Source organism: Muricoccus vinaceus, from assembly GCF_042433125.1.
In the GTDB taxonomy this organism is placed as follows: Bacteria; Pseudomonadota; Alphaproteobacteria; order Acetobacterales; family Acetobacteraceae; genus Roseomonas; species Roseomonas vinacea.
Map to the genome: position 1 here is coordinate 1 of NZ_JBHLVZ010000059.1, position 24,405 is coordinate 24,405.

27 protein-coding genes are annotated in these 24,405 nt (G+C 68.4%); 9 read left to right on the forward strand and 18 right to left on the reverse strand.

Annotated features, from left to right (window positions below):
• Window positions 1-330 precede the first annotated feature (330 nt).
• The 6 genes from ACFFIC_RS17150 to ACFFIC_RS17175 are packed head-to-tail and all read right to left on the reverse strand — an operon-like array spanning window position 331 to window position 4,122.
• Window positions 331-843 (reverse strand): lytic transglycosylase domain-containing protein, encoded by a 513-nt coding sequence (locus tag ACFFIC_RS17150; protein WP_377052525.1) that lies wholly within the window; start codon window positions 841-843, stop codon window positions 331-333.
• Window positions 840-1,280: a hypothetical protein gene (locus ACFFIC_RS17155; protein ID WP_377052527.1), complete on the reverse strand. Its 441-nt coding sequence runs from the start codon at window positions 1,278-1,280 to the stop codon at window positions 840-842. Before ACFFIC_RS17155 ends, ACFFIC_RS17150 begins: the two co-directional genes overlap by 4 nt.
• Window positions 1,277-1,525 carry an IcmT/TraK family protein gene (icmT, locus tag ACFFIC_RS17160; protein ID WP_377052529.1) on the reverse strand — a complete coding sequence of 83 codons (249 nt, stop codon included), beginning with the start codon at window positions 1,523-1,525 and terminating at the stop codon, window positions 1,277-1,279. Before icmT ends, ACFFIC_RS17155 begins: the two co-directional genes overlap by 4 nt.
• Window positions 1,525-2,694, reverse strand: a complete 1,170-nt coding sequence (locus ACFFIC_RS17165; RefSeq protein ID WP_377052531.1) for a type IV pilus twitching motility protein PilT — start codon at window positions 2,692-2,694, stop codon at window positions 1,525-1,527. Before ACFFIC_RS17165 ends, icmT begins: the two co-directional genes overlap by 1 nt.
• Window positions 2,691-3,656 carry a type IV secretory system conjugative DNA transfer family protein gene (locus ACFFIC_RS17170; protein ID WP_377052533.1) on the reverse strand — a complete coding sequence of 322 codons (966 nt, stop codon included), beginning with the start codon at window positions 3,654-3,656 and terminating at the stop codon, window positions 2,691-2,693. Before ACFFIC_RS17170 ends, ACFFIC_RS17165 begins: the two co-directional genes overlap by 4 nt.
• A complete protein-coding gene (locus ACFFIC_RS17175) occupies window positions 3,649-4,122 on the reverse strand; it encodes a DotD/TraH family lipoprotein (RefSeq protein ID WP_377052535.1) in 474 nt (157 codons plus the stop codon). The genes ACFFIC_RS17170 and ACFFIC_RS17175 overlap by 8 nt, the downstream gene beginning before the upstream one ends.
• Before the next feature lie 250 nt (window positions 4,123-4,372).
• On the opposite strand from ACFFIC_RS17175, the gene ACFFIC_RS17180 reads away from it, so the two are divergent.
• Window positions 4,373-5,176, forward strand: coding sequence for a DUF2971 domain-containing protein (locus ACFFIC_RS17180; RefSeq protein ID WP_377052537.1), 804 nt, complete (start codon window positions 4,373-4,375; stop codon window positions 5,174-5,176).
• 131 nt (window positions 5,177-5,307) lie between these two features.
• Here the strand turns inward: ACFFIC_RS17180 and ACFFIC_RS17185 are convergent, their stop codons facing one another.
• From ACFFIC_RS17185 to ACFFIC_RS17235, 11 genes are all read right to left on the reverse strand, one after another.
• Window positions 5,308-8,370, reverse strand: coding sequence for an ATP-binding protein (locus ACFFIC_RS17185; protein WP_377052539.1), 3,063 nt, complete (start codon window positions 8,368-8,370; stop codon window positions 5,308-5,310).
• Entirely contained in the window at window positions 8,367-9,050 is a 684-nt protein-coding gene (locus ACFFIC_RS17190) for an HNH endonuclease signature motif containing protein (protein WP_377052541.1), read from the reverse strand. Before ACFFIC_RS17190 ends, ACFFIC_RS17185 begins: the two co-directional genes overlap by 4 nt.
• Before the next feature lie 5 nt (window positions 9,051-9,055).
• The gene (locus ACFFIC_RS17195; protein ID WP_377052543.1) at window positions 9,056-9,478 is read right to left on the reverse strand and encodes a hypothetical protein; all 423 of its coding nucleotides are present in this window, start codon (window positions 9,476-9,478) and stop codon (window positions 9,056-9,058) included.
• An 87-nt stretch (window positions 9,479-9,565) separates the two neighbouring features.
• Window positions 9,566-10,108, reverse strand: coding sequence for a hypothetical protein (locus ACFFIC_RS17200; protein ID WP_377052545.1), 543 nt, complete (start codon window positions 10,106-10,108; stop codon window positions 9,566-9,568).
• Between the two features lie 11 nt (window positions 10,109-10,119).
• A complete protein-coding gene (locus ACFFIC_RS17205) occupies window positions 10,120-11,538 on the reverse strand; it encodes a hypothetical protein (protein WP_377052547.1) in 1,419 nt (472 codons plus the stop codon).
• A gap of 70 nt (window positions 11,539-11,608) precedes the next feature.
• Entirely contained in the window at window positions 11,609-12,958 is a 1,350-nt protein-coding gene (locus tag ACFFIC_RS17210; RefSeq protein WP_377052549.1) for a DotG/IcmE/VirB10 family protein, read from the reverse strand.
• On the reverse strand, window positions 12,958-13,935 hold the full coding sequence (locus tag ACFFIC_RS17215; RefSeq protein WP_377052551.1) for a DotH/IcmK family type IV secretion protein: 978 nt from the start codon (window positions 13,933-13,935) through the stop codon (window positions 12,958-12,960). Before ACFFIC_RS17215 ends, ACFFIC_RS17210 begins: the two co-directional genes overlap by 1 nt.
• A gap of 20 nt (window positions 13,936-13,955) precedes the next feature.
• The gene (locus ACFFIC_RS17220; protein WP_377052553.1) at window positions 13,956-14,585 is read right to left on the reverse strand and encodes a DotI/IcmL/TraM family protein; all 630 of its coding nucleotides are present in this window, start codon (window positions 14,583-14,585) and stop codon (window positions 13,956-13,958) included.
• A 63-nt stretch (window positions 14,586-14,648) separates the two neighbouring features.
• Window positions 14,649-14,831, reverse strand: a complete 183-nt coding sequence (locus tag ACFFIC_RS17225; protein WP_377052555.1) for a hypothetical protein — start codon at window positions 14,829-14,831, stop codon at window positions 14,649-14,651.
• A 56-nt stretch (window positions 14,832-14,887) separates the two neighbouring features.
• Window positions 14,888-15,784: a hypothetical protein gene (locus ACFFIC_RS17230; RefSeq protein ID WP_377052557.1), complete on the reverse strand. Its 897-nt coding sequence runs from the start codon at window positions 15,782-15,784 to the stop codon at window positions 14,888-14,890.
• A 127-nt stretch (window positions 15,785-15,911) separates the two neighbouring features.
• Window positions 15,912-16,373 carry a helix-turn-helix domain-containing protein gene (locus ACFFIC_RS17235; protein ID WP_377052559.1) on the reverse strand — a complete coding sequence of 154 codons (462 nt, stop codon included), beginning with the start codon at window positions 16,371-16,373 and terminating at the stop codon, window positions 15,912-15,914.
• 407 nt (window positions 16,374-16,780) lie between these two features.
• On the opposite strand from ACFFIC_RS17235, the gene ACFFIC_RS17240 reads away from it, so the two are divergent.
• The 8 genes from ACFFIC_RS17240 (at window position 16,781) to ACFFIC_RS17275 (ending at window position 23,853) form a co-directional block, all read left to right on the forward strand.
• Window positions 16,781-16,924, forward strand: a complete 144-nt coding sequence (locus tag ACFFIC_RS17240; RefSeq protein ID WP_377052561.1) for a hypothetical protein — start codon at window positions 16,781-16,783, stop codon at window positions 16,922-16,924.
• A 64-nt stretch (window positions 16,925-16,988) separates the two neighbouring features.
• Window positions 16,989-17,444, forward strand: coding sequence for a type IVB secretion system protein IcmW (locus ACFFIC_RS17245; RefSeq protein ID WP_377052563.1), 456 nt, complete (start codon window positions 16,989-16,991; stop codon window positions 17,442-17,444).
• 41 nt (window positions 17,445-17,485) lie between these two features.
• A complete protein-coding gene (locus tag ACFFIC_RS17250; protein WP_377052565.1) occupies window positions 17,486-17,980 on the forward strand; it encodes a hypothetical protein in 495 nt (164 codons plus the stop codon).
• A 19-nt stretch (window positions 17,981-17,999) separates the two neighbouring features.
• Window positions 18,000-19,190, forward strand: coding sequence for a hypothetical protein (locus ACFFIC_RS17255; protein ID WP_377052567.1), 1,191 nt, complete (start codon window positions 18,000-18,002; stop codon window positions 19,188-19,190).
• Window positions 19,191-19,201: 11 nt separating this feature from the next.
• Window positions 19,202-20,617 carry a hypothetical protein gene (locus ACFFIC_RS17260; protein WP_377052569.1) on the forward strand — a complete coding sequence of 472 codons (1,416 nt, stop codon included), beginning with the start codon at window positions 19,202-19,204 and terminating at the stop codon, window positions 20,615-20,617.
• Between the two features lie 147 nt (window positions 20,618-20,764).
• Window positions 20,765-23,011, forward strand: coding sequence for a DotA/TraY family protein (locus tag ACFFIC_RS17265; protein WP_377052571.1), 2,247 nt, complete (start codon window positions 20,765-20,767; stop codon window positions 23,009-23,011).
• A gap of 1 nt (window position 23,012) precedes the next feature.
• Entirely contained in the window at window positions 23,013-23,489 is a 477-nt protein-coding gene (locus ACFFIC_RS17270; RefSeq protein WP_377052573.1) for a hypothetical protein, read from the forward strand.
• 55 nt (window positions 23,490-23,544) lie between these two features.
• Complete coding sequence (locus ACFFIC_RS17275; RefSeq protein WP_377052575.1) at window positions 23,545-23,853, forward strand: hypothetical protein; 309 nt, start codon at window positions 23,545-23,547, stop codon at window positions 23,851-23,853.
• Here the strand turns inward: ACFFIC_RS17275 and ACFFIC_RS17280 are convergent.
• Window positions 23,850-24,404 (reverse strand): hypothetical protein, encoded by a 555-nt coding sequence (locus tag ACFFIC_RS17280; RefSeq protein WP_377052577.1) that lies wholly within the window; start codon window positions 24,402-24,404, stop codon window positions 23,850-23,852. The two genes, ACFFIC_RS17275 and ACFFIC_RS17280, sit on opposite strands and share 4 nt — an antisense overlap.
• Window position 24,405: the final 1 nt, after the last annotated feature.

The window sequence follows — 24,405 nt, forward strand, 5'->3', positions numbered from 1 at the left end:
AGCGAATCACCACCCAGCCCACCTGTCGAGCCAATTCAGCCGTTACCGGGACACGCTCCTAGGTCCGGCCCCTCCAGTATAACCTCACCATCCATCTTGCGAGTAGGAAGCAGAGCTTGGAGCACGGCAGCCGCCACAGCCTGCCCATCGTCACTGTATTGCCGTAGGACAGATGGCGTGCATGGCTGGCCATCCTGCTCAGCCAGTGCCTCAGCTGCACAGTCGATCAGACGTTGTGCGAGTGTCGGTAGGTCATCCGCCATGTCAGTAGCCTAATGGCCTACCAGCCCCAGCGTCTACGAGAACGGCTCGTAGGTGTCTTGGTAAACTCTACTGGCGTGCCGCTACGCGATCAGTTGGCAAAATGATGCGCTGAAGCCGCATGACGTGTTCTAGTACCTTGCGCAGGTAACGCGTTTTGAAGACCTCGGTTCGCGAATGGTACCGGCCAACACCCTCCCAGAAGTCACCGCCGGCGCCGTCGATCTCACGCCGCAGAATCCACGCTCCCGCTTCGACGTTGGCGCAGAAGTTATTCAGTAGCGCCTCGCGGGCCGCTGCGGGCGTCGTGTTCCAGCGCCGGGCGATGGTCGGTAGATGGATCTGGTTGATCTGCATCGGTCCGATGTCCACCGTGGCGTTGGTGTTCTGGCTTACCCGCCCGATCGAACCGCCTTCCACCGACAGCAGCACCGCAATCACGCCCGATGGAACCCGGTGCAGCGCCGCTGCAGCCTGGATGCACTCCGTCACAGCCGACACTGTGCCGTCCGAAACCGAGGCCCTGACGGGTGCTGCGGCCACCGACGCGGTGGCCAGCACCGCGAGGAGCAGCGTTCTCATGGCGTTGGCCCTTGCGTCCCACTGGGAGCTACGTCGCGCCCGCCCATGGCGCCCAGCGGTCGCAGCTGCTGCCAGAGCTTGGCGAAGTCGGTGACCGGCAGGGCGGACGGCGTGCCGGTCCGCTCAATGGCCTCCATGGCCGAGAGCATGACCACCGAGAACGGCTCGCCGCGGATGCCTTTCACCCGGTAGCCCAGCAACGCGTCGGGATCGTGCTCCTGCTCGATCCCCAGATGCCGGCCCGTCGCCGCCCGCCAGACGACGTTAGCCGCCGCCAGGAAGTTGGGCATCAGGCCGTCCGGAGCGGCGACCAGTGCGGCGGGCAGCCGGTGATCGTGGCCAGTGGCCTCATCGCGAAGCAGCAGCGGGCGCCCGTCCCGCTCCACCAGCCGCTGAAGGGTGCGCCCGACCGCGCCGAGGTCCAGAGAGCCGCTCATGCGAGCCTCCGGCGCTTCCAGGCCGGCACCGCGGGTCGGAGCCGACCGACGAGCCAGCCCCGGACGATGCGGAACAGCGCAGGCAGGGTCAGCCCGAAGAACGAGAGAACACCGAAGAACGCGGTCCCGAGCAGGGCGATGTAGAACGTGGTCCAGCTCCAGTAGGTGACGAGGCACAGCACCGGCAGGAGGGCGCGTGCGTCCAGCATCAGGAAGCGAATGGGCAAGGCAGTGTTGCGCCACATCAGCCGATCCTCCTCATCTCACTCTCAGCAACGGCGGGGCTGATCCGGCCCTTCTCCAGCGCGCGGGTGATGGCTTTGCGATAGGACTGACCCTGGGTTTCCAGCGTGGTGCGGATCAGGTCAGGCCAGTCCGAGGGCGAGGTCTGCATCAGGCGACGTCTGAGCGGAGCGTCGAACACGAGGTACTCGCGCAGCGCGGTGCGCTTGCCGTCGGTCGAGAAAACCAGTCGCTGATTGATGATAAGCCGCAGCGACTGCGCGATCGAAGTGACGAGGTTGTCGCGTTCGTCACCGGGGCATAGCGCCACCATGCGCTGGATCGTCAGCGCCAGATCGTCGGCGTGGATGGTGGTGGTCACCGTGGATCCTGCCATGGCGGCGTTGAGTGACGCGGACATCGTCGCACCGTCGCGGCTCTCACCGACAATGATGTCGGTGGCTTCCCGCCGCCAGCAGCCGCGGATGAAGGCCTCAAAGGTCGGCAGGTCCCTCGGGATCTCCGTCTGTGCGATGGTCGACGTCGGACCCTTAAGGCCGTCAAGCAGGAACTCGATAGGGGCCGCACCTTCGACGATGTTGTAGTGACCGTTCGGATCCCTCATTTTTGCTACCGTAAAGCCGCCGATCAGCGTGCTCTTGCCCGAGCCGGTGGATCCGCTGACCACCACGAATCCGCCTCTCGGTCGGTAGTTCTCCAGGATTTCCGGCTCCACGAACTGTGCGTCGAGGTCCGGCGGCATGTCAGGAATGGGACGCAACACCAGGTTCTGGCCGCTGCGGCGGCTGGTGTGAATAGGGGTGGCATTGACGCGAAAGCGCAGCCGCTCCGTGCGACTGATGGCCACGGAATACGAAACGTCGAAATCCGATCCGCCCTTCAAGCGCCCGGTGCCGTCCGCCCCGTAGAGGTGATTGGTTACAGCGGAGACCTCCACCTCGCTCAGCGCAGCGCGGGTGGCGCGGCGGTTGCGCCCGTGAACCATGATCCACACTGGATCACCGGTCTGGAAGGAGATGCGCGAGGCGCCTTCGCGGTGCGCCCAGGTCAGCAGGGCGTCCAGCCCGGGCGCTGACTTGCGGAGATCCTCGACCCAGCGAAGCCCCTGCTCGGGCCAGCCTTCGGTGGTCACCTCGGCATCGCCGCGGCGCCGTTCCAGCGCGGCGCTCATCGGCAGCCAGCCCCTGGTTGCCAGCGGCGTGGGTTGCGCTGCAGCCCCGGCTGGTCGGTGATCCGCACAGTGCGGTCGCCGATCGCCAGACGCGAGCGGCCACCATCCGCGGCGCTGCTCTCGAAGGCGATCCGCGGCTCTTCCACCAGGCCGGCGCGCAGCAGCACCCGGAAGCGGGCCATGCCGATCAAGTCACGCTGCAGGCGGCCGAGGTCGGACAGGAAGATGTTCACTGCCTGCTTCTCGCCCTGGGCCCAGCCTTCGGCCACCCAGCGATCCCAGTAGCGCACCTCCTGGCGGGTCCGTGGCAGGGCGGCGTCGGCCGGACGTGCCGGCGTGCCCCAGGACCGCACGAGGTAGGAGCGCCAATCCGGCGGGGCCGAGGTCAGCTGCGCCTCGCGCGTGATCTCGAAGATGCACGAGGTTTCCCGGGCCACCTGCCCGTTCTCGCCCAGCGCGAAGGCCATCTGCGCCTCGGACACGATCGGCGGACGCATCAGCGTCTGACCGCCCCCGACCGAAAGCACCAGAGGGCGGAAGTCGTAGGTGGCAGTGAGCTGGGCCTCGTAGCGGCGCAGCATCTCGTTGATGGCAAAGGAGCGGGCCGCCAGCCCTCCCTGAGCGCCATAGATGGTGGCGGCCTGCCGCAGCACCTCGGCACGTCCGGTCTCGAGGCCGTCGCCAACCTGGTCGCCCGGGCGGGCCGCCTGCAGGGCCTCCAGCGAGGGCGGTGCCTCGACGCCTTCGACCACGGGCAGGGTGCTGGCGCCGGTGATGGGCTGGTTGATCTGGTCCGTTAGTGTGCGGGATGCGGCTTCGTACTGCGCTTGTCCGGGCATAGGCGGGCTCGCAAGGAAGCTGACCGAGCCCTCGGCGCGGGCGCCCGGGGCGAAGGCCAAAGCCGCGAGTGCCGTCGCGGCCAGCAGGGCGGATCGTAGGCCAGAGCGGCGGGGTTCAGACATGGTGGACCACCTGCACGGTGCGGCTGGCAGGATCGAGCTGCACCGTGGCGTAGGCACCGGCCTGTTCGCCCAGCGCGGCGAAGGCGTCCACCAGCGTGGTGGAGGGCAGGTTCACTGCCACGGCCACGGGCTGCGGCCGCTCCACCCCGGACACGACCACGTTGTAGCCGATGGTTCCGGCCAGCTTGCGCACGCCGTCGGCCAGCGGCCCGTTCCAGGTGAAAGCCACCGGACGCCGGAGTTCCTCCGGCACTACAGGACCCTGGCCGGCGGCCAGTGCCGGGCGGTTCAGGCCGCCGAGCTGCGCCATCTGCTGGCCGACCTGCTCCATCGAGCGGCGGAGGGCTACCTCGGGATTGGGCATGCCGGTGGTGACGATCTCGGTGGCCGGGCCTGTGCCGGCGCAGCCGGCCAGGGCCACAAGCCCCGCGAGTGCCACCGCCAACCTCAGTCGTGTGCTTGCCATGGGGATCTCCACCTCGTCGCAGCGGAGAGTGCCGGCAGTCGGCGCGAACGGGATGCGCGGAGTTCGGCTACTATCGGCACGCTGCCCTGCTCATGGGCGCCATGGAGTGGGGCCTGGCGGACGGAGCAGGAACTATGTTGGAGATCACTGAGGCATCAAGGAGGAAAGCGAGGTGCGCCTCCCGCAGCGGAAACCGGTAGACAGCGGCGGCGGTGCAGGGGGCTACAGGGTGGCGAGCAGGGAGCCTGAGGTGAGCGATGAGCAGCCGACGCACTTTTTTAAATATCGCTCGCTGGGAGACGCGAAGGATCGCACTCGCTCCATCATCGCCGACAGCAAGATTTGGTTCTCTCGGCCCATGGACTTTAACGATCCTTTCGACTGCGCTCCTGGGTTCTCGATGGCCGCGCCGCCGAAGGTGTTCCGCGATTACATGATGAAGCTGTTTCGCGAGAAGGCACCCACCATGTCGAGGCCGGTTCTACGGGCTCAACTCGGCATGATTCAAAAAGACTCCCGCCGTCGGCAGAACTCCCCCGAGTTCCTCACCGGCATGCGGGAAGCGACGTGGCGGAGTGTCAACACCGCGGGTGTCCTGTCGCTATCGGCCCGTGCAGACAGTGTTCTGATGTGGAGCCACTATTCGGCGTCGCACACTGGAATCTGTCTCCGTTTCAGCAGCGCAGAGTGGGCCTTCCCGTTTCGCGCTGCCCAGCGCGTCCGCTATTGTGCAGAGCGGCCCATAGTGAACCCCGTTCTCGACGATGCCGACACGATTGTGGACAAGTCCATCCTGTCGAAGGCCGACTTTTGGGCCTACGAACGAGAGTGGCGGATTCTGAGCCACCCCGGTTCTCCGGTCCGACCCGGCGGAGGCTTCGGCCTCATCACCTACGCGCCTAAAGCGCTCGACGGGATCGTCTTGGGTGCCCGGATATCCGATGCCGATGCGGCCGAGGTGGCAAGCTGGGTGCGTGACCGAGAGCACCCCGTAGAGCTACTCCGCGCGGTGCCAAACCCTGGCATATTCCGCCTGGACATCGTGCCCGCCTAGAGAGCGAGGGCCTCACGGACAACACTGTAAAGCTGCTGCTTGATGGGGGGTCGTACGCTCCGCGGCATGGATCGTAACACGATTAACGGGTGTGTTCATCCTGAACACACCCTCCCTTCCCGCCAGTTGCCCTACTCGGCCGCCATCATCCGCCGCGGCGCCTCGTTGTCCTGCGCCACGTTGCGCAGCACGATGCCCATGCCCCTGCCATCGGTCAGTTCGGTGGCCAGTTCGTCCACCACACCGGCCTCCGCCCGGGCGTCCAACTCGCCGCGCTTCAGACGCTCGTTCTTCCGGCGGTCGATCTCGTCCACGGCCGAGCCACGCGGGAACACCCGTGCCAGACGGCGCAGCGCTTCCTTGAAGCCCAGAGCCGCGTACAGCCGGTTGCGCAGCGCCGTGTCACCGGGCGTGGTGCTCAGCGCCCACAGCTCTACCGGCCCCAGGAAGTTCACCAGCATCTGCTCGTACTTCGCGCCCCCGGCCAGCAGCACCGCCAGGAACGGCGCCCCCTTCGGGCCCGGACCCTGCAGGGCGAAGCGCACGACGTCGGCGCTGGCCTTGCTCAGCCCGAAGCGCTCGATGACCTCGTTGCACTCCTTCTCGTCGCCGGTCTTGAGGATGAACCGTCCCGTGGACTGGCCGACAAGCTCCTCGCCCATATCGCTCAGGCGCTGCGACGCAAAGCCCAGCTGCAGGTTGTGCTTCCGCCCCTCCCGGACATCCAGCGCAGCCTGATCGCGGACCTGGGGACTGCCCTTGGTGCGGTGCCATTCATCGTAGTCGAGCCGCTTCACCGACTCCATAATTTCCTGAAAGCGGGCGCGCTGGTAGTCGCGCACCTTCTCCGGCACGTACTCGGCGTAGTCCGGGTGCAGGGTGAAGTTCCGCGCCAGGATGTGCCGCGCCAGCAGGTACATCATCTCCGTCTGCCGGTCGTTCACCGCCGATCCGGTCGGCGCCACGGCGGCGAGATCGAGCACGATGATCCGCGCCGGTCCGAAATCCAGCTTGGTCGGGGAGTTCAGCGTCGGGAACTTCTTGATGAAGTCGTAGATGTAGCGCTCGAACAGCCCGATCGCGTCCTCGCTCGTGGTGGCGATCTTCAACTCGTCGAAGATGTCGCGCACCTGATCGCCCCTGGCTGCCACCACCAGATCCTCGAGCGTCGGCACCGCGTGACGCTGCGCCACCTCGGCAAGCCGCCAGTCCTGCCGGTCGATCAGGGCATCCACAACGTCCCGCCACCACGGCTCGGCGTGCTCCAGCACGATGCCGTGCCGCGACAGCGCGGCATCGACGGTCGGCTCGACACCGGCCCGGTAAGGCTTGGGGGAGCCGCCGGGCACGTCGGTGCAAAGGCGGTAGGCCTCGTCGATGACGTAGCCGATCAGCTGGCTCAGGCCCTCGAAGGGCGTGTTCTGGCCCGGCGGCATGGTGGCCAGGGACAGGAAGTTCTGCAGGAACGCCTTCTCCATGGGCAGCGGATAGGTGCAGCCCACCTGCAGATCGAAGATGTTGAACTCGTAGCCTGCCCGGAACTGCATCGTCACGAAAATGGCCTCGTGCTCGCGCTGCGGTCCCAGCGCCTCTCGCACCAGCCGCACGAACCCCTGGGCGGAGGGTCCAATGTCGGCCTTGCCGATCAGCGGCAGCTTCGCACCCTGCGAGCCTAACACGGCGGTGCTGAGGCACAGGCCGAGGTTGATCGTGTTGGCGAGCACCGACTTTCCGGAGCCTGGCGGGGCCACGAAAATGTCGCACACCAGCGGGCGCTTGGAGCTGCCGGCGGGTTCGTAGGGCCAGATTGCGCCGTCGGGCCGGGTGAACAGCACTGAGCCCTGCTCCCAGGGCGAGGCACAGCGATTCCAGGGCAGCATGGCGAAGGCGTCGCCCAGCAGCGCGATGCCCGGCGTGCCGGTCGAGGCGAGTGCCAGGGCCGGGACGCTGCTCAGCGCCCCTTCCAGGGGGTCGCCCGAGATGCTGGTGGCCTTGCAGTTGCCCCAGCCCTCCAGCCGCTGCGTTAGGGTGGAGGCGCGACGGCGGAGTTTCTGGGTGTCGCCGGTCGGTGCCCAGGTGGCGAAGGAGGCCCTCAGCTTGACCCCGACATGGCCGTTGTCGTCACGCTCCTGCTTCAACGCCTCGAAGGCGCGGCGGACATCGGCATTGCCGGGGAACATCGAGAACGCCGTGGCGCCGATCGACTTCAGCAGCATCGCCGAGCGCCCACCACCCTCGATCAGGATCGAGCCGCGCCAAGGGATACGGTCCTGCCCTAACCGGGCCGATAGCTCGACAAAGGGCCGGGGGTCTTCCGGTCCGACCGCCATGTCCACGGGAGCGTAGTCGTTGTCGCCGATCCGGACCCTCTGGCCGCCCTGGGTCTCGGCGTCGGCGTGGAAGATCTGCTCGCGGATGGCGGGCCACAGCATGCCGGGCGCGGCGTCCACCTTGCGGGCTTCGTCCTCGGTCGCCCGCGGCATGACCCGGTCGCCCATGAGGGTGGCCTTCCAGTCCGACCCGGAGGTCTCGCGGTACACCGCCTCCCGCACCAGCTTCAGTGCCTCGTGCGCGCCCAGCCCGCGGGTGGCGATGTCGTTGGCCTTCAGCGCGGCCTCGACGCGCAGCACGAATGCGTCGTGACGCGCCGCCATGACCTCTGACCGGAGATAGTAGCGCTGGCTGTCACCGGCCCGGGGACCGGCCTTCGCCAGAGCGGACTGCTCCTCCCCCATCTGCTTGCGCTCCTCCTTGGTCAGGACGGAGCGACGGGTCCACAGCACGTAGTAAGCCGCCTCCCAGCGCATGACCTTGGGCCAGAGCGCCGCGCGCTCGTTGAGCACGTCGCCGACGTCCAGACCCAGCTCGCGCGCGATGGTGCGGCAGGAATTGAGGTTGAGGCGGTCGATCTCGACGGCCGACTGGTCGGGATCGGAGATGAACCAGCCCATGATGGCGTGGCCCGGGTCCTCCAGGGCGCCGGAAAGGTCCATCCGCTGAGCGAGGGCGATGCGCTCGACGTCGGCGCGGGTGGCCATCCTCCGCATGCCCTCGATGCGGATGACGCTGAGGTAGTCGGAATGCTTGGTCACCAGCGCGTCGCCGTGCGTGGTCTCGACGTCGCAGAAGGTGCCGATCGGCTGCTTCAGGGTAAGGGACAGGCCCGCCAGGAGGCGGGAGATGGCGCCGATCATGCGGCCCTCCTCGGAGCTGCGGGGGTGGGAGCGGGGAGGGGGCCGGGAGCCTTCGGCTCAGCCCGGCCGGCCCAGGCGCGGAGGAGGCGGGGGTAAATGTCCTCACCACTCACCAGCATTCGCCCCGTGGGCACCAGCCGGATGCTTCCCAGCAGGTTGGCGCGGCCGCGATAGGCGCCGGAAGTGAGCGCCAGCAAAGCCGCACCGAGCACGCCGGGATCGGACGTTTTCAGCCGCGCTTTGGCCTGCTCCTCCCGGCCGAGCAGGGCCTTGAGAGCCCGCCATGCGGCCACCGTGGCGTCGGTGCCCCTGGCGGGGGGCACTTGCAGCGTAGGGTCGGCATCGGCGTCGAGCAGAGCGAGATGGGCCGAGCGCGTCAGCATGAACACCGCCGCCTGGCTCACCTCCGGCAGCCACGCCAGCACGACGGACCGCTGGCGGGCGGCGACGTCGAGGTGCTGAGCGAGGTGACAGAGGCTGCAGGCGGCGGCGAGGTTCGCCGGGGCGTGGTTCATATGGTCGCCGTCGAGGTGAAACACCTCCTGCCGGCCCGCGGCGAAGGCACCGCAGAACCGGCAGGGAGCGTCGGCGGCGGCGCCGCGGCACTGCCGCTCCACGCCGGCCGTTTCCACGCCCCAGGCGGAGCGGTGGGCGGACAGTGGGAGCGGCAGGTAGCGCACCGGGATCAGTTCCCGAAGGTGACGGGGGCGTTGGTGCCGGTGATGGTCGCCGCGCCGCCGGAGGCGGTCTGGGCGGCCTTGCCGATCCACACGCCGCCCGTGGCGAACAGGCCGCAGAGCACGATGCCGGCGAGGCCCATGGCGACCTTGCCGCCCTCGCGGTTCTGCGGCTGACGCGACTGCCACAGCGACCAGGCGCCGGCGATGAGGCAGAGCAGCGCGGCGAGGTACATGGCCATGGAGCCGATGTTGCCGCCGGCGGTGGTGGCTTCCTGGGCCATGGTGCCGACCTGACCACCGATGCCGTTCGCGGCCTGGGCGAAGGCCTGACCGGAGACGAGCAGCGCGGCGCCGGCAGCCAGCATGGCGGTGCCGGCCTTCAGCGACCGGCGACGGGTGGTGACGATGACGGAGCTGATGGACTTCACGGGGATCGCTTTCCTGTTGTCGAGGAACCGTGTGGCGCCTCTGAAGGGAGAGTCCGGGAAATCGGCGCGCGCGGCGCCGATCTTTTTTCAGGTGTTGGCGCGAAACAGCGTGGCCAGCAGTCGCGACAGCGGCAGCACGTTGATGAGGGCCACACCGAAAGCGAACTGCACGAGGCAGCCGCCCTGTCCGCGGCGGCTGGCACCCCGCACCACGCTCCACCAGGCGAACACCGCCAGCAGCGCCATCATGGCGCCGAAGGCCTGGAAGAAGCCCTGGAACACCTGCACGACGTTCACGATGGTCTCGGCCGGCGTGGCGCCGAGCACGCCGCCGGCGCCGACCGACGGGACGTAGCCGAAGGCGCCCCCGGTCCCCACGGTGACCGAGCCACCTCCGGAGTTGCTGGCCAGGGTCAGGATCCGCGGGAAGGCCGCGAACACGCCGCTCAGGATCAGCGACAGCACTGGGATCCACGGCTTGCCGCGGAACGGGTTCGCCGGCTGGGCTTGCTGCCAGAAGCCCCACCCGGCGAACAGGAAGGTGCCGATCGCCGCGAGGTAGGCGAAGGCCGGCACGAGGTAGGCGAGTGCGATACCGATCTCGGCCGCGAAATCGACAAAGCCCTGCATGACGGCGCGCCCTACTGGATGGTGCCGCGCTCGGCGCGGACCACCCAATTGCTGCCCTGCTGGGCGATGGCCGTGATCTTGCCGTAGCCCGGCACCTCGTCGCCCACGGCCACCTGCAGCTGCGCGCCGCTGTCTCCGGTCCGATCGACCTCCGACAGCATCGCGAGGCCGGGCGAGGCGGCCTGGACGCGGTAGCGGCGGCGCACGCCGTCGTTCGTCGCCTGCGCGGGGGCCTGCGTCCGGGCGGCGACCGGTGTAGCGGCGGGGGCGGGAGGTGCGGGTGGAGGGCTGGCGCTGGCCGGCACAGGGGGCGGCACGGCGGCCGCACCCATGGCCGCGTTCATCGCGCCGCGTGCCTCGGCAAGGGCGAGGCGGCGCCCGAAGTCGGCTGTGGACGCCTCCAGCCGGTCGCGCATGGCCGCGAGGTCGGCCTGCATCTGCCGATCACGCTCCTCCCGATTGCGCATGATCACCGCCATCTGCGTGACCAGGCCGAGCACATCGACCTGCTGCGGCGTGCTCATGGGGGCAGGGCGCAGGTTGGCGGCGACCACGACAGGATCGGCCGGTGCCGGTGTGGCGGGCGTCGGCGGGGGCACGACCACCACAGGAGCAACCGCCGCAGTGGACGTCGAAGCCGGGTTGGTCGCCTCGACGGGAGCCGGGGACGCGGGCGCCGGAGCGGTCACGGCCGCGACGGCAGGTGCCGGAGCAGGAGGTGGCACGGCCGCAACAGGCGCGCTCGGCGTCGCGGCCGCCGCGGTTGCCACCGGGGGCTGGGCGGGCTGGGCCGGTTCAGCAGGGCGCGGAGGCTCGTCCACGCGTCGAGCGAGCGGCGCCGCCTCTGCCTGCTGGGTCTCGCCCAGGCGGCGCGCCAGGGGGGTGGGCTCGATGGGACGGCGATCAACCGCTGGCGGAACCGGCTCGGTGCGCGGCTGACCCGCCGTGCCAGACGGCCGGGTCAGGTCCGGAGCGCCCTGGCGCTGCCGATAGGCCATCACCTCGTCCAGCTGTGCTTCGCGCGACGTGCGCTGGGCCGGCTCGCGAACAGTGGGGGCGGGTACGGCGGCGGGAGGAGGCGCTGCAGCCATCTGGGCCGCCGGGGCCATCAACCCGACCGCCTCCGCGGCGTGGCGCACGGAGTTCCCCGCACTCTCGCGCGCGGTCGCGACCGCGTTCTGCACGCCCAGCGGCAGGATCGTGTTGTAGGGAGAAACGAGGAACACCCCAGCGCCCACCACGACCACGGCGACCGCGACGGAGCCAAGCAGCACGCCGCGGCGGCTCTTGCGAGGCGGCGCGGCAGGGGCGGGAGCGGCAGCGGGGGAGGCGGGGGGCAGTTCACCCTCCTCCTCTCCCGGCAGCGCCATGCTGGGGCGCCGCGTCGACAGCGGCGGGATCAGCGTGTTGTCGGGGACGTGGGTGTCCATGGTGCCCTACCTGTCTGAGACCGACAGGATGGGCGGACGCGGCGCGAACGGCGCCGCGTCTTTTCTGACCTCAGTTCGGCGCCGTGAGGTTCGACAGGAACATCACGCCGACCGGCGCGTTCGCGGACAGGTGGACGAGCGGGCCGCGCGGAGCGGACTGCTCGAGCGCCCTACCGACCTGTGCCGCAGCCGCCCCCGCACCGACCGCCAGCTGCTGCTCGGGATTGAGGCGAGTGATGTAGGACTGACCCCCGAACGGGCTGACCTGGTTGAAGGTGTTCGACGTGGTGGCCACCGCCTGTCCCAGTCCGGCAATGAACGCTGCCGCCGCTGGTAGGAGGAAGCGCTCGCCCAGGCGCTGATCGACGCTCGAAGCCACGGCCGTCTCCATGGTGTCGGGCGCCACCACCAACCCCTCGGCGGGGATCTCCATGCCCTGGAACTGCACGGTGTTGATCCGGACCACCAGGCGGCTGATCGTCCCCGGCTTGGTGAAGGTGCCGATCAGCCGGGCACCGGCGATCGGTCCGGTGTCCGCCTGCAGGACCACCGGACCGCCGCTCTCCGAGTTCACAGCCAGCACGGTATGGGCGTAGATGCCGCGGCCTGCCGGCACCAGAACCCGGCCCTGCGACGGTGCGGAGGAGCGCGGGGACGGTACTGTGGCGGCGGCCGGCGCGACTTCCCCCGCCGAGACCTGGCGCGCCAGGGCAGGCGCCAGTGGGGCGCCGCGGCGTACCTCATCGCCCTCTGCGGCCGAGGCCGAGCTCGGCGGGGTAAGCGTCACCGTGGTTCTTCCCGGGCGCCCCTGCCAGCCGCCCATAAGGCGGTTCAGCGCCTCGCGGAACGCCGGGTCTTCCACCTGCTGCTGCTGCGTCGTGGTCTGCGACACCGTGCGGATCGGGTTCTGCTGTGGCGCAGCCGTAACTGCCGGCTCCACGCGCGCCGGAGCGGCGGGCGTCTCGAACAGCACCGGAGCAGCGGGTGGGGACGTTGGAGTCGTCAGCCTCGCCTGCGTCGGCATCGCCGGGGGAGGAGGCGCCGTCACGGCCGCCACGTTGGTCGGCGCCGCCGGGGGCGGCACCAGCGCCGCCAGATCGGGCGCTCGCTGGCTGGCCGCGATCGGCGGGGTATAGGACTGCCCCCGGGCCTGAGCTTGCTCCGCTTGCCTCTGGTTCTCGGCCACAGCCAGCCGCGCCTGGTAGGGCGAGGAGTTGGTGCCGCCGGGCAGTTGGTTGACGGTGCCCTGCCGCGCCGCCCGGCTCTCGGGCAGCGCATCGCTGCCGGCCATCGTCGCGGCCACGACGACCCCGGTGATGGCGAGGCCGACGCCGCCGATGACCACGAACCGCATCGGGCCGGCGCTGGCCGCCTTGTTGAACGGGCCGCGGAAGCCGCGGCGCGTGGTGGTGGCGGACATCAGCGCTCCTCCCGCAGCTCGGCCGAGACCGTGCGGTTGTTGACCGAGAGCAGGACCACCGGCGTCGCCGGCAGCGCGTACACGGTCGTGCCGCCTTCGCCGTACTGGGAGGCGTCCCAGGGCGGCGACATCAGCGTGTGCCGGGTGCGCAGGTAGATCTGGCTGCCGAGGCGCCACGCCCGCACGTCGTCGGGCGACACGCCGCTGACCGCGAGGGGTACCGCGTCAGCCGGCGCCACGCCCGACAGCATCGCCGTGAGGAAGGGTGCGCCCGTCACCGGAGCGTTGGGTCGGGTGTCGATCTGGATGCGGGCATTGGGACCGCGGCTCGAGACGTGGACGCTGACGTCGGCGTCGTAGCGCGTCTGGCCGGACACCATCAGGAAGGAGATCGGCTTGGGAGCGCCCTGCAGGTTCACCAGCAGGCCGCCGCGCGGCGAGATCGACATCGGGGTGATCTGGATGGTGTTGGAGCCCCGCACGGGTACGCAGACGTGGAAGCCCGCGAGTTCGGCGGCCGGGCCGCCGGGCCCGGCCGGCCCGGCGTTGGGCGAGGTGGAGCAGCCGCCCACGCCGCCGCCGCCGCCGCCCGACACGTTGGCGTTGTTGGAGTTGGTGTCCCAGGCGATGGGCCAGGGCTGCCCGGTGGCGTCGAAAAAGCTGAGCGCGGTGGGATAGCCGCGCACGGTCTGCACGATTGAGGTGGGCTGTCCGGGCTGGTAGGTGACGTTGACCGGCCGGCTCACCGGCGACGCGATCAGCGCGGTGCTCTCCTCCTGGGCGCGCTGCACCTCGCCGTAGCGACGCGCCAGTTCGCGGATCATCTCGGGCGTGAGCGGGATGGCGTCTTCCAGCATGCGCTGGCGAACCGCACCCCGGTCGACGGGCTGCTGCGGGGGATTGGGCGCCTGGGCGAGGGCGCCGCCGGAAAGGCACGCCCCACTGGCCAGGGCGATGACGAGTGTGCGGGATCTCACGGCGTTCGCTCCTGCTGCGATCATCGGGCAGTCGCGACCAGTTGGTCGATCACGAGCCCATCGGGACGATCCTCGTCATTGGTGCGAACGACGAGCGCCGTGATCGTGAGATTCTGCTGGCTGGTTTGTTGCGAGTTCTCGCAGGTCTGCACGATGGGGAACTGGATCTCGTAGGCCAGCCTGCCGCCGATCATCTTGGGGTCGGTGATGACCGCGGCACGCTGTGTCTGCGCGAAGCACGTCAGTCGGCCGCGCTTCATGGCTTCGAAGTTCCCAGAAGCGATGTAGCTGCGCGCGAAGGTGTTCCAGCCGTTCAGCGAGAAGCGCCGCCCTGCAGCGTTAAGCTGCGCGGCGTAGTCGTGATAGTTGACGTTGTACGCGGCAAGGACAGATCTCACCGTCCATTCCAGCAGCTGCGTGTCGTCGACCACCGGGCTTTCCAGGCCACGGATCGGCCGAGGTGGATTGCGTCCGTCCACAAGGAAGTAGCGCGTCTCGCTTGGCCGCGTTTGTAGCCAGAAGGAGTGCGCCAGGGCGGCCGTCGTCACGAGCGTCAGCGCGATCACCGCACCGATGAGCCGTGTGACAACCTTGCCCTGAAAGTCGGGGTCGCTCAGGCGACGCGTGACGGCAGCGGCTTCGTTCTGCATCGGGTGTTCCTCAATCTCGTCACCCATTGTTCGTGCTGCCGGCGCGAACGGCACCGCGATCCGCTACTCGCCGCGCAGATCCCGAAGGATGACGGCGATGCTCACGGACGACCACGCCTGCTGCGACAGCTCTGTCAGCAGTGCGTCCATCGAGGCATCGTCGATTCCCGCCTCGTGTTGTTCGGTATCGTCTGGGCGCGCGTCATCGCTAGCCAACGCCGATGGCGTCTCGCTGCAATCGTTCATGTCCGGTTCCGACTGTTTTTGTCCGCGTGTCTCGCGCTTGGTGTCAGCCGAGAGGGTTAGAAGGCAGTCAGGGAAGCTTCCTGATAAGCCTTCGACTTCTTCGCGAGCTTGCTGGTCGTCTCCCCATAGTGGGCTGACCAGAAGAACTGCCCCTTGCGGAAGCTGCACTCCCGCCACCGATAGCCGGAACGGCGCAGTCTTTCCCTGCCGAGCGCCGGATCGTAGTGCTCGACCAAGTCCTCCCGCTCGTGGGACGGCATGCCGATCAGGGACAGGCGCGTGCGAACGGCGCGGTGGGAGATGCTGAGCGCCTTACCGATCGCCTTGTAGTGCTGGTTCGCCCAGCTGCGCTCAGAGATCTCGTGGTCGAGCGCCGGCGTCCAACGGATCTCGTTGCGGTTCTTCTTGCGCTCGATACGCAGGATTTCGCCGTTGGCCCTGGTGATGATCTGAACCAGGGTTTCATCGGTTGGTCTTACGACATCGCGGTAGGTGTGCCCGAGGGAGCCCCACTCCCTCTGCATCCGCTCGACCGTGTCACGCGCGGGCTGGTGCAACTCGCGGCGCGGGCGGCGGGGCAAGCCCAGACGTCGCACCTGCGCGTAGATGCTATTCACACTCCGACCGAGAGCCTCGGCGGCACTCGCCGCTTTCCAGCCATCAAGCCAGCAGTCAATCAGACGCCGGAAGTGAGCCGCCGGCCAAGCCTTCGGGTGCCGGCGGGTGCGGAGCGGCCGGTCGTGTGGGGTCGCCAACCCCCGCACGAGGACGCGCTCCAGAACGAAAGCAGAGTCGACCCCGAGGAAGGTGGCGATGGATGCGACGCCGTGCCCCTTGCCCACCATGCCTGCCAACGCCGCATCGTAACGCCACCCGACCTGCATAACCGCTTCCCCCGCCAGGGAAGAGATCGGCAGGACCGGAGCGACAACTGGGGCATGGAACAGGAACACAGCGGTTCTCCACCTTCCGTGCTCCGATGATTACTCATCACAGCGATGTGCTGCAACCTTATATAACGGTGTGATGAGGAAAAATCGTCGCTCTGGTGGTTTGTTGCCTTGCTGTGTGCGGTGAACCTTACTGTTCCGGACCGCGCTCCCCGGCCGAGGGGTGTTGGTGTGGTGCTTGTTGGGAGTGCCGAAGAAGGAACGAGACGAGTTGGGCCAAGCGGGCCGCTTCCTGGGTCACTCGGTCCAGCTTCTCGACAGCCTCGGCCAAAGTCTGTGGCGGCGGTCTTTCCTGCTCCAAAATCTCAGGCGTGACCGGCATGAGGTCGCGCACGGTCGTGTTCAGGCCTTTTGCGAGCTTGCCCAACGTCTTCAGCGTGAGGTTCTGCAGGCCGGCTTCGGCCGAGAAGATCAGAGTCTGCGGTACGTCACAGGCATCGGCGGCCTGGATTTGCGTCAATCTCAGGCCGGTTCGCCGCTCACGCACCCGCTTGCCGACCCCGACGAGGAGCGTGTCCTTCTCCCGGTCGGCCTCGGGAGCCTCAGCTTTCCTCCTGCTCATTCTCCAGTCTCCACCCAGCCCGAATCGCATCTCACGGTCCCGTTCGTTCGTGCCCGAAGGGTCCCGGAAGTCGGCGCGCTCGGAAACTTGGCGGTTCGGTCCTGTCGTTCGCGCCGATCCAGTCCAGCGTCCTCCGGACGAAGGAGGCCCCGATGGCTCTGACAACAGCGTTGTTTCTCACGACACACTTGCTCGCTCCCCACCCACTCTCAGTCGACTTCCGTCTCTCGCCCTCCGGGCCGCCACAGGGACAGACCGTCATCATCGGGCGGTCGGCTGACGGTTCCCCCGCCGATATGACGGAGAATCGAACAGTTACAACGGCCTCGCCCCGCCGGACGGCTAGAGCTAGCGTGTCCTTCACGGCAGCGCGAGGATTCGGGACGGACGTTCCGCTGTCGTTCGCCACCCGTCAAATCGTTCCAGCCACATTTTCAGTGCGTTACGCGGATGACATCGACCCGGATGCGCTGGTGTCCTGGGTCGGTGATAAGCCTTGGAACCGTGCCCTGCAGGACGCCATCCGCCCCCTCGGGCTGCGGATGACCCTGCTCCGCAACACCGTCACCATCTCGCGCTAACCCCGCGCCGTTCGCGTCGACCGCCGACACCCTGCCCCTCCTACGAGTGGAAGGAAACGCGGCGATGCCCGACCTGGAACGATCAGACGTGCTGGACTGGCTCCAGCGAACCGAACCCCGCCTCGCGGGAGCGGGGGTGCCGGTCTTTCGTCCGGTGGAGGACACCCCGGAGGTGCGGGCACTCCTCAGCGACCTCGGGCAGGCCCTGGGGACGGCCAGTGCCGAGCAGATCGGCGGGGGGATCGGCCAGGACGATGGTGCGACCGCGCGGGAGGTGCTGGCGCAGCTCGGCGTCGCCCGCATGCTTCGGCTGATGGAATGGCTCGATGGGGGGACCGAAGCAGCAGCGGTCGATGTTCAGGCCCTACTGCTGAGGAGCGACACCACCGAGGCGGGTCGCTTCATCCGCACGGTTCTCGACGCCCTGCATCGCCAGGACCTGCTCGGCCGCATCTTCGCTCCGGAGCGCCTTCAGGCGCTTGTGGCGGCCTGTGGCGAACCCGCGAAGGAGGCCGCGTGATGCGTCGGGTCACTCTTCTCGTTCGTCGCACGGCCCTGACCATGGCGCTGCTGAGCGTTCCTGTCCTGGCGCACGCGCAGAGCACCGGAAGCGTTGGTTGCGCTGCTCTCACCCAGGCAGCCGCAGACGCGATCTCCGCGCGCGTGCAGGCCGACGACGCCGCGATCCGGCCGCCGAGCAGCGTGAGGAATCTCTCCTGCCTGGACGGCTTCTTCCGCGGCGTCGGTCTCAACGTCATCTCCAATCTGCTCGACCCGACCTCTCTGCTCGACGCCGTGCAGGGACAACTCTGCGCCGCCGTGAACCAGGCGTGGCAGTCGGCGCTGGGTTCGGCGCAGTGCGGTCTCACCGTGTCGGGCTTCAACCTCGGCTTCGGAGGTTTCGGCGGCGGCGTGATGTGCCCGCGGCTGAGCTTCGGCGGCGGCGGCCCCCCCATCGGCTCGATCGGCACCGGCGCCAACACCACCGGCAGCCTCTACGTCAATGGCTCGCCCCTGCCGCCGTCCGGCTACACGCTGCCCAGCACTGGCCGCTAACGCGAGAAGGACATAGCCCATGCGCAACCGCTTGAAGTCCACGGCCGCCGTCCTCGTCATATCGGGCGGGATGCTTGTCGTGGCGCCGAGGCTCGCCCACGCCGAGTGGCCGACCTTCGACGCCATCACGCACTTCCTGCTCCAGCAGGCGCAGAACGCGATGACCAGCGCGGTCGACAAGGTCTACGACAACATCACCAATATCGGGACGCTCATCAGTGATCGCCTCACTGGCGTCGGTAACCAGCTGAACGACCGCCTCGGTGATGGATTTACCCAGACGGCCAACTACCAGCGTGCTCAGATCGGTGCTGTCCAGCAGATCGCCGATGCCTCCAACATGGCGAACGCGCGGGTGGCCCGCGATCTCCGCAATACGGAGATACGCGACGAGCACACGGCCTCACCGCAGGCTTGTCTCGCCTTGGACAGCGGTCAGTCCACCAACCAGTCGCAGATCCAGGGAGCGCGCATCGCCACGGCGATCGCCGACGTGATGGACGTCCGGGGCGAGGGCGGGCCGAACACGCCCGCCTGGTTCGGCCAAGCGCAGTCCATGACGGCGTCCAACGCCACGCACCTGTCCCGCTACTGCGACCAGGACGAGGCGACGGCCGGGCTCTGCACCCTCTCGCCACGTCCGAACGCCGACGTGCGAGCGGTCAGCTTCGTGCGCGAAGTCTATGCCGATGGTGATCAGGTGAACGCGGCCAACGACTACGCCACAAACGTCGTACAGCCCGTCGTTCCGGCTGCCCTACGCGGTGACCACCTGACGTCGGTGGAAGGGCAGGATGCCGCAGCACGGCGCCGTGCCTACGACGCCCGCATGTCGCTGTCCCGGTCGGTGTTCAGCCATCAGATCGCGCTGCAGGCGCCCACCGTGACGCTGAACGAGGCGCAGCAGGCCCAGCTTCGGGCTCGCGGGGTCGAGCCGCCGGCCGCCGGCTCCTGGATGCAGGTGCTGGCTCTGGAAGTGGAGCGTCGCTTCTCGGACGTGGGCTGGGCGGCTTCGCTGCAGGCGATGACGCCCGCCGCGGTGAACCGAGAGATCGCGCAGCAGCTGGCACTGTCGAATTACCTCGCGCTCGCCAGCCTCCGCCAGCAGCAGCAGACCGCGGCCGTTGCTGCCGCCAACCTCGCGGTGGATGTGGAGCGCGGCTTCACCGGCTTCACACCCATGCCCTCTCCCACCATCGCAGCGAACTGAGGAAGCCCAGGATGTCCGCCACCATGTCCACCGCGCCGCAGGCGCCACCACCCTCGCATGCGGGGAAGGACCCGCTGCGAGAGCTGATCGAGCGCATGGATCAGCACCGGCACGCGATCGCAGCCCACGATCCGCGGCTGAACCAGCAGATCGAGGCCCTGGCCATGAGCAGCCAGAATGCCGCTGCGCTGACTGACGCCACCTTCCGCACCCGGGTGGCCTACGTCTACCAGGACTTCGCCCGCCTCGCCGGCCCGGCGGCAGGCATGCCTGATCGGCTGCGCTCGGAGCTGGAGCAGCTGGCCACGACGGCTCCGGGCCTGACCAATCAGCGCATCCATGACCTGCTCCGGGAGGTTCCGACGCTCAACGATCCCAAGCTGGCGGGCGATATTCGTCGGTTCGCCGTCGAGGTCGGTCGCGAAGGTGGCGATCAGAACCGGCATGCCGTGCTGGACAAGATCGAGAACCTCGAGCGCAAAGTGAACCTGCTCGGCCCGCCGCCCGTCCCGCCGCGCGCGGCGGCCGATACCTCGCCGCCGCGCGTGGCCGAGGTGGCGCAGGCCCCGGCGGCGGTCGCCTCTCCGAAGCCCGAGGAACGGGTGCAGGCTGCCAAGTCGCCCGGAGAAGGATCACAGCCCGTCGTCCCAGCCACCATGCCCGGCGCGCCTCCACAGCAGGCCGCTGGCCCGTCCCGACCTCAGGAGGCTCAGGCGCCTGCAGCGACTTCCTCGCCGCAGCCGCCGGAGGCCACGGCGGGGACCCGGAACGGCGGCGTCCTCGGCCGCGCGGTCATCATGATGGCCGATCCGCGCCCCGACGTCCGCCTGCCGTGGGATCAGCCCCCGACCCCCATCGGGGAGCGCATCGAGCGTGTGGTCAGCCGGTTCAGCGATGAAACCGCGCTGAGTTTAGCCGAAAAATCCGGCCAGAAGGCGGTCGAGGCGCTGCGAGGCTTCGCTCAGGGGGCCGGTGCGGGCGTCATGGCGCGCATCAACGAGGCCGCCCGATCCGACCCCCAGGGGATGCAGGGCGTCCTGTCCGAAATGCGCGAGGGTGGCCGCCACGCAGAACTTCGCACGCAGTTCAACAACGCGCTCGTCCAGGAGAAGGGGGTCACGGCGTCCTACGACGCCGCCGTGTCGGCGCTGAAGCAGTACGGCACCGACCGGCAGGCCGCCGAGGCAGTGCTGCTCAAACGCCCTGACCCAGGGGTGATGGCGGGTCGCTTCGAGCGCCTGGATGCCCAGATCGGCGAGGCCGCCGCCCAGATGCCGGCCCGTCAGGAGGGCAAGAACGTGATGGAGGAACTCGGCCAGCGCTTCGCCGACCTCGTGCGGCGGGCCACCGAGGCCGTCCGCACCGCCTTCCAGGGCGAGCCCCGCGCCTCGGCCTCAGCTTCTTCCAGCCCGTCCCCCGGCCCCTAAGCGCCGTTCGCGTCGCCCGGTCGCATCCTCGCGGGGAACCCCGCCCGCGAGGATGCGATGCGCCACCCACCGCCCACACTGTTCCTAGGACTGCTGATTCCGGCGCTGCTCCTCGCTGGTCCCGCCCTCGCCCAGACAGGTGTGGACATGAGCTGGTCGGCCCTCGACCCCGGCGATGACTGGGCCGCCACCGTAGTTCGATCCGTGTTCCCCGTCGGCGGCGCTGCCGGTGCCGTCAGCACCGGCAACGCCGCTACCGTCGTCGGCACCTTGGTCCGCTACCTGACCGGCTTCGTGTCCACCATCGCCATGGTGTTCCTGATCTATTCGCTGCTGATGCAGATGTGGCGCGGCGCTGAGACGGGTCGTCTCCTCACCGATGGCATGAGCGGCATGTTCGCCCTACGGCTGGGATTCGCCGCCATCTTCATGTTCCCCCTGTCCTCCGGCTTCAGTGCCGGGCAGGCGGCGGTGGTGCAGGCATCCATGTGGGGCATCGGCATGGCCCGCACTGTCTACACCAGCGCCGTGCAGGCCATCGGCGCAGACGCCCGGGTGATCGCCGACCCCATCGTACCGGGCACCCGGACCATCGTGGCGGGGCTGATCCGCAACGAGTTCTGCCGCGCATTGGTCAATGCCGCCTCCAACAATCCCGGCCTCGTACCCGCTCCAACCCCGGTGGTGACCCGCTACGCCGCCACCCGCAATACCCGCTCCATCACCCACGAGACGTGGAACTACCGCCTCTCGGCCGGTAACGAGTCCGGCGCGCCGGTATGCGGCTCCGTCACCCTGCAGGTCTCAGGGGGGAATGACGGCGCCGTGGCGGGGGTCAGCCTCGACATGGGCACCAAGCAGCGCGAGATCCTGACCACCGTGATCGAGGCCAGCATCCGGCCCCAAATCCAGCAGGCCGCCCAGCTGCTCTACGCTACCCGGCGGGCCAACGCGCTGGAGCCTCTGCAGGGCGTGCTGATGGCCGCCACTGCGGACTACACCACCCGCCTCACCGCCGCCGCCAGCCAGGCCATGAGCCAGCTGCGCAACACCATGGCCGACGCCCGCGGCACTGGGGCCAACGCCGACGCCAGCCAGACCCGCCTCGCGGCGCTGGGGTGGAGCTCGGCCGGCGCCTACTACCTCGAGTTCAGCCGCCTCAACGGAGCCACCCTGTCGCTGATGAGTGCGGTCCCGTCCGTCACCAAGCCCACCGGCCAAGGCCTTGGGCAGGCGCTGACGGCCGACTTGCTGCCCTTCACCTCGGCGGTGGAGACCTTCATGAACAGGATGACGGCCCACGTCGCCACGGTCGACCAGGTGAACACGCCGATCGGCGGGGCCACCCTTTTCGCCGGAGCCTCGCCTGCGGAGGACGGCGCCGGGCTGATCGACCGCCTGTTCCGCTACATGAACCTGGGCGAATCCTTGTTGGGCATCATCACCAACTACCTACTCGCCCCAGGGGTAAGCGTCTGGACCGATCCTTTCGGCAGCCTGATGCAGGTGGGGCACGCCATGATTACGGCCGGGCTTGGGGCTCTGGGCGCCGCCGGTGTCGCGGTGGGCGGCGCCGAGGCCGCCACCACCGCCACGGGAGGCGTCCCCCTGGTTGGCGGGTTGCTCGGTGCCACCTCGGCCGGTATCGGGAAAACGCTGGAGTTCTTCTCCCCTGCCATCTTCGCACTCGCTAGCGGGCTGCTACTCCCCGGCCTGACCATCGCCTACGTGCTGCCGATGATCCCCTTCCTGATCTGGCTTGCAGGGGTGGCGGGATGGCTGATCCTGGTGTGCGAGGCTGTGATCGCCGTGCCGTTGTGGATGCTGGCACACATGACCATGCGGGGCGAAGGCCTGCACGGGAAGGCGACCGAGGGCTACTCTCTGGCCTTCAACGTCCTCTTTCGGCCCGTCCTGATGCTGCTGGGTCTGTTCCTCGGCTACTTTATCTTCGCCAGCATGTCCTGGCTGTTGCGGCAGGGGTTCGGGGTGGCCGCCGGCTTCGTGCTGGGCAACGGCTGGGTGGTGACCAACGTCATCGGCGTGATCGTCCTGATGTGCATCTTCGTGCTCTGCCACGTAGTGCTGGCGGTCATGTCCTTTCGAATGATCTCCCTCGTGCCTCACCATGTCCCCCGCCTGATCGGGTTCCTCCCGGCCAACCGGGTCGACATGGACGGCTTCAGCCGGGATGCCGCCTTGGTCGGCGCAGCCGGCGCCTTGAAGACCATTCAAGGCGCAGCCGTCTCAACCGCTGACGCCGCAAAGAAGAGACTTGGATCTCAGAAAGCTCTGGCGGATGGTAGTGGCCGCGATGCTACCGACTACGCAGATGGCATGGACTCCACGATGACGGCGACGATGGATCACTCAAGTTCGTCGCGGGATGGGTGAAATGGATGGCGATGAGGATTGCGGCCTTACGTCCGGCATAAGTGGCGGCGCAGGGTACATTCTTGGCCGCATGGCGGCCGAGAGCGACCGACAGATGGCGGACTTTACGCGTAGTGTCTTCTCTCCGACACCTCCTCGGCGCCGACGCTACGATGCTGAGGAGGTCCACAAAGTCATTGAAGGATGGAAGGCATCGGTTCGCTCGAAGGAAGGCAAGATTGAGGAGTGGCGTGCGCACAGCACCGCCCTGACGGCCGAGCGTGACCAGTTGCTTGCCCGAGTTGCCGAGCTGGAGGCGCACGCAGCCGAACGTCAGGCAGAAATAGCCTCCCTGGAGCGGGCTGAGCGTGGAGCCAACGCAATGCTGAGAGATAGAACGGACCAGCTCGAAGACTTGGAACTGGCCGTCGTTCGCATGTCTGCGCAGTTGGCCGACCTACAGACGGAGAACGAGCGCCTCAGGCAAGGCGGCAACTAGGCCGCCTCGTTCGCGCCGCTGAGCGGCAGCATGGGCCATCAACCAGGATGGACCCATGCGCCGCTCCTCAACTCTCATTCTCTTCGCTGCGCTTGCCGTAGGCGCTTGCAGCGGGGGCAATATCCGCTCGGTCAGCAGCTACACCGCTCCGGCCGCCCCGACCGTCCGACACCCGAGCTACGATCCCTTCGCCTCGCCCGGCTCCGCGAACGCCATCTGGGCGCCGCCCGTCGTGAACCGCAACGGCACGATCGTCAGGCCCCACGATCCCGGGGTTCTGGCAGGCAGGCCGGACTACGAACGCGCTCCCTGGGCGACCGGGGCGGCCGGCGGCTCGACGGTCGCCCCCCCGGGAACCTTCTAGCCAGCACTTGGCCAGAAGGGCTCGGCCGTGCGGAGGTATTCGCCGGCCGAGCCTAGCTGTCCCGTCCGCAACTGCCAGTTCTGCCAAGCGCTGCGGAACGACAGCACGAAGAAGGCGGCGCAGAAGGGCAGAAACTGTACGGCTGCCCAGACCCGCTCCTGTGTCCAAGGCGTCACCATTGCCTGCCACGCCCAGAGCGCCAGAAAGCCCCAGCCGGCTACGAAGCAGCCCCAGGCTACCCGCGCCGATTGTTTCCGCCGGATAGCCCAAATCCTCCGCAGTTCATTCTCGGAGATCCCCATAACGAAGGCGGTTGCCACAGCGTCCAGCCGCCCGTTCTCATCGGCGACGGGGCCTGTCCCTGCCGGTTGCCCGCGACGCAGCACTGCCGCCAAGTGACGGATCAGTCTCGCGCCGCCACGAATTTCCCGGGTTCCGGCCGCCTCGCCGGATCGGCGGAGCACCCATCGGGGACCCGCCAGCATCCAACTCATGCCCCGTCGGGGCTCCTTGGTGACGTCCCGCAGGCCTGGGCCGAGGTCGATCGACATG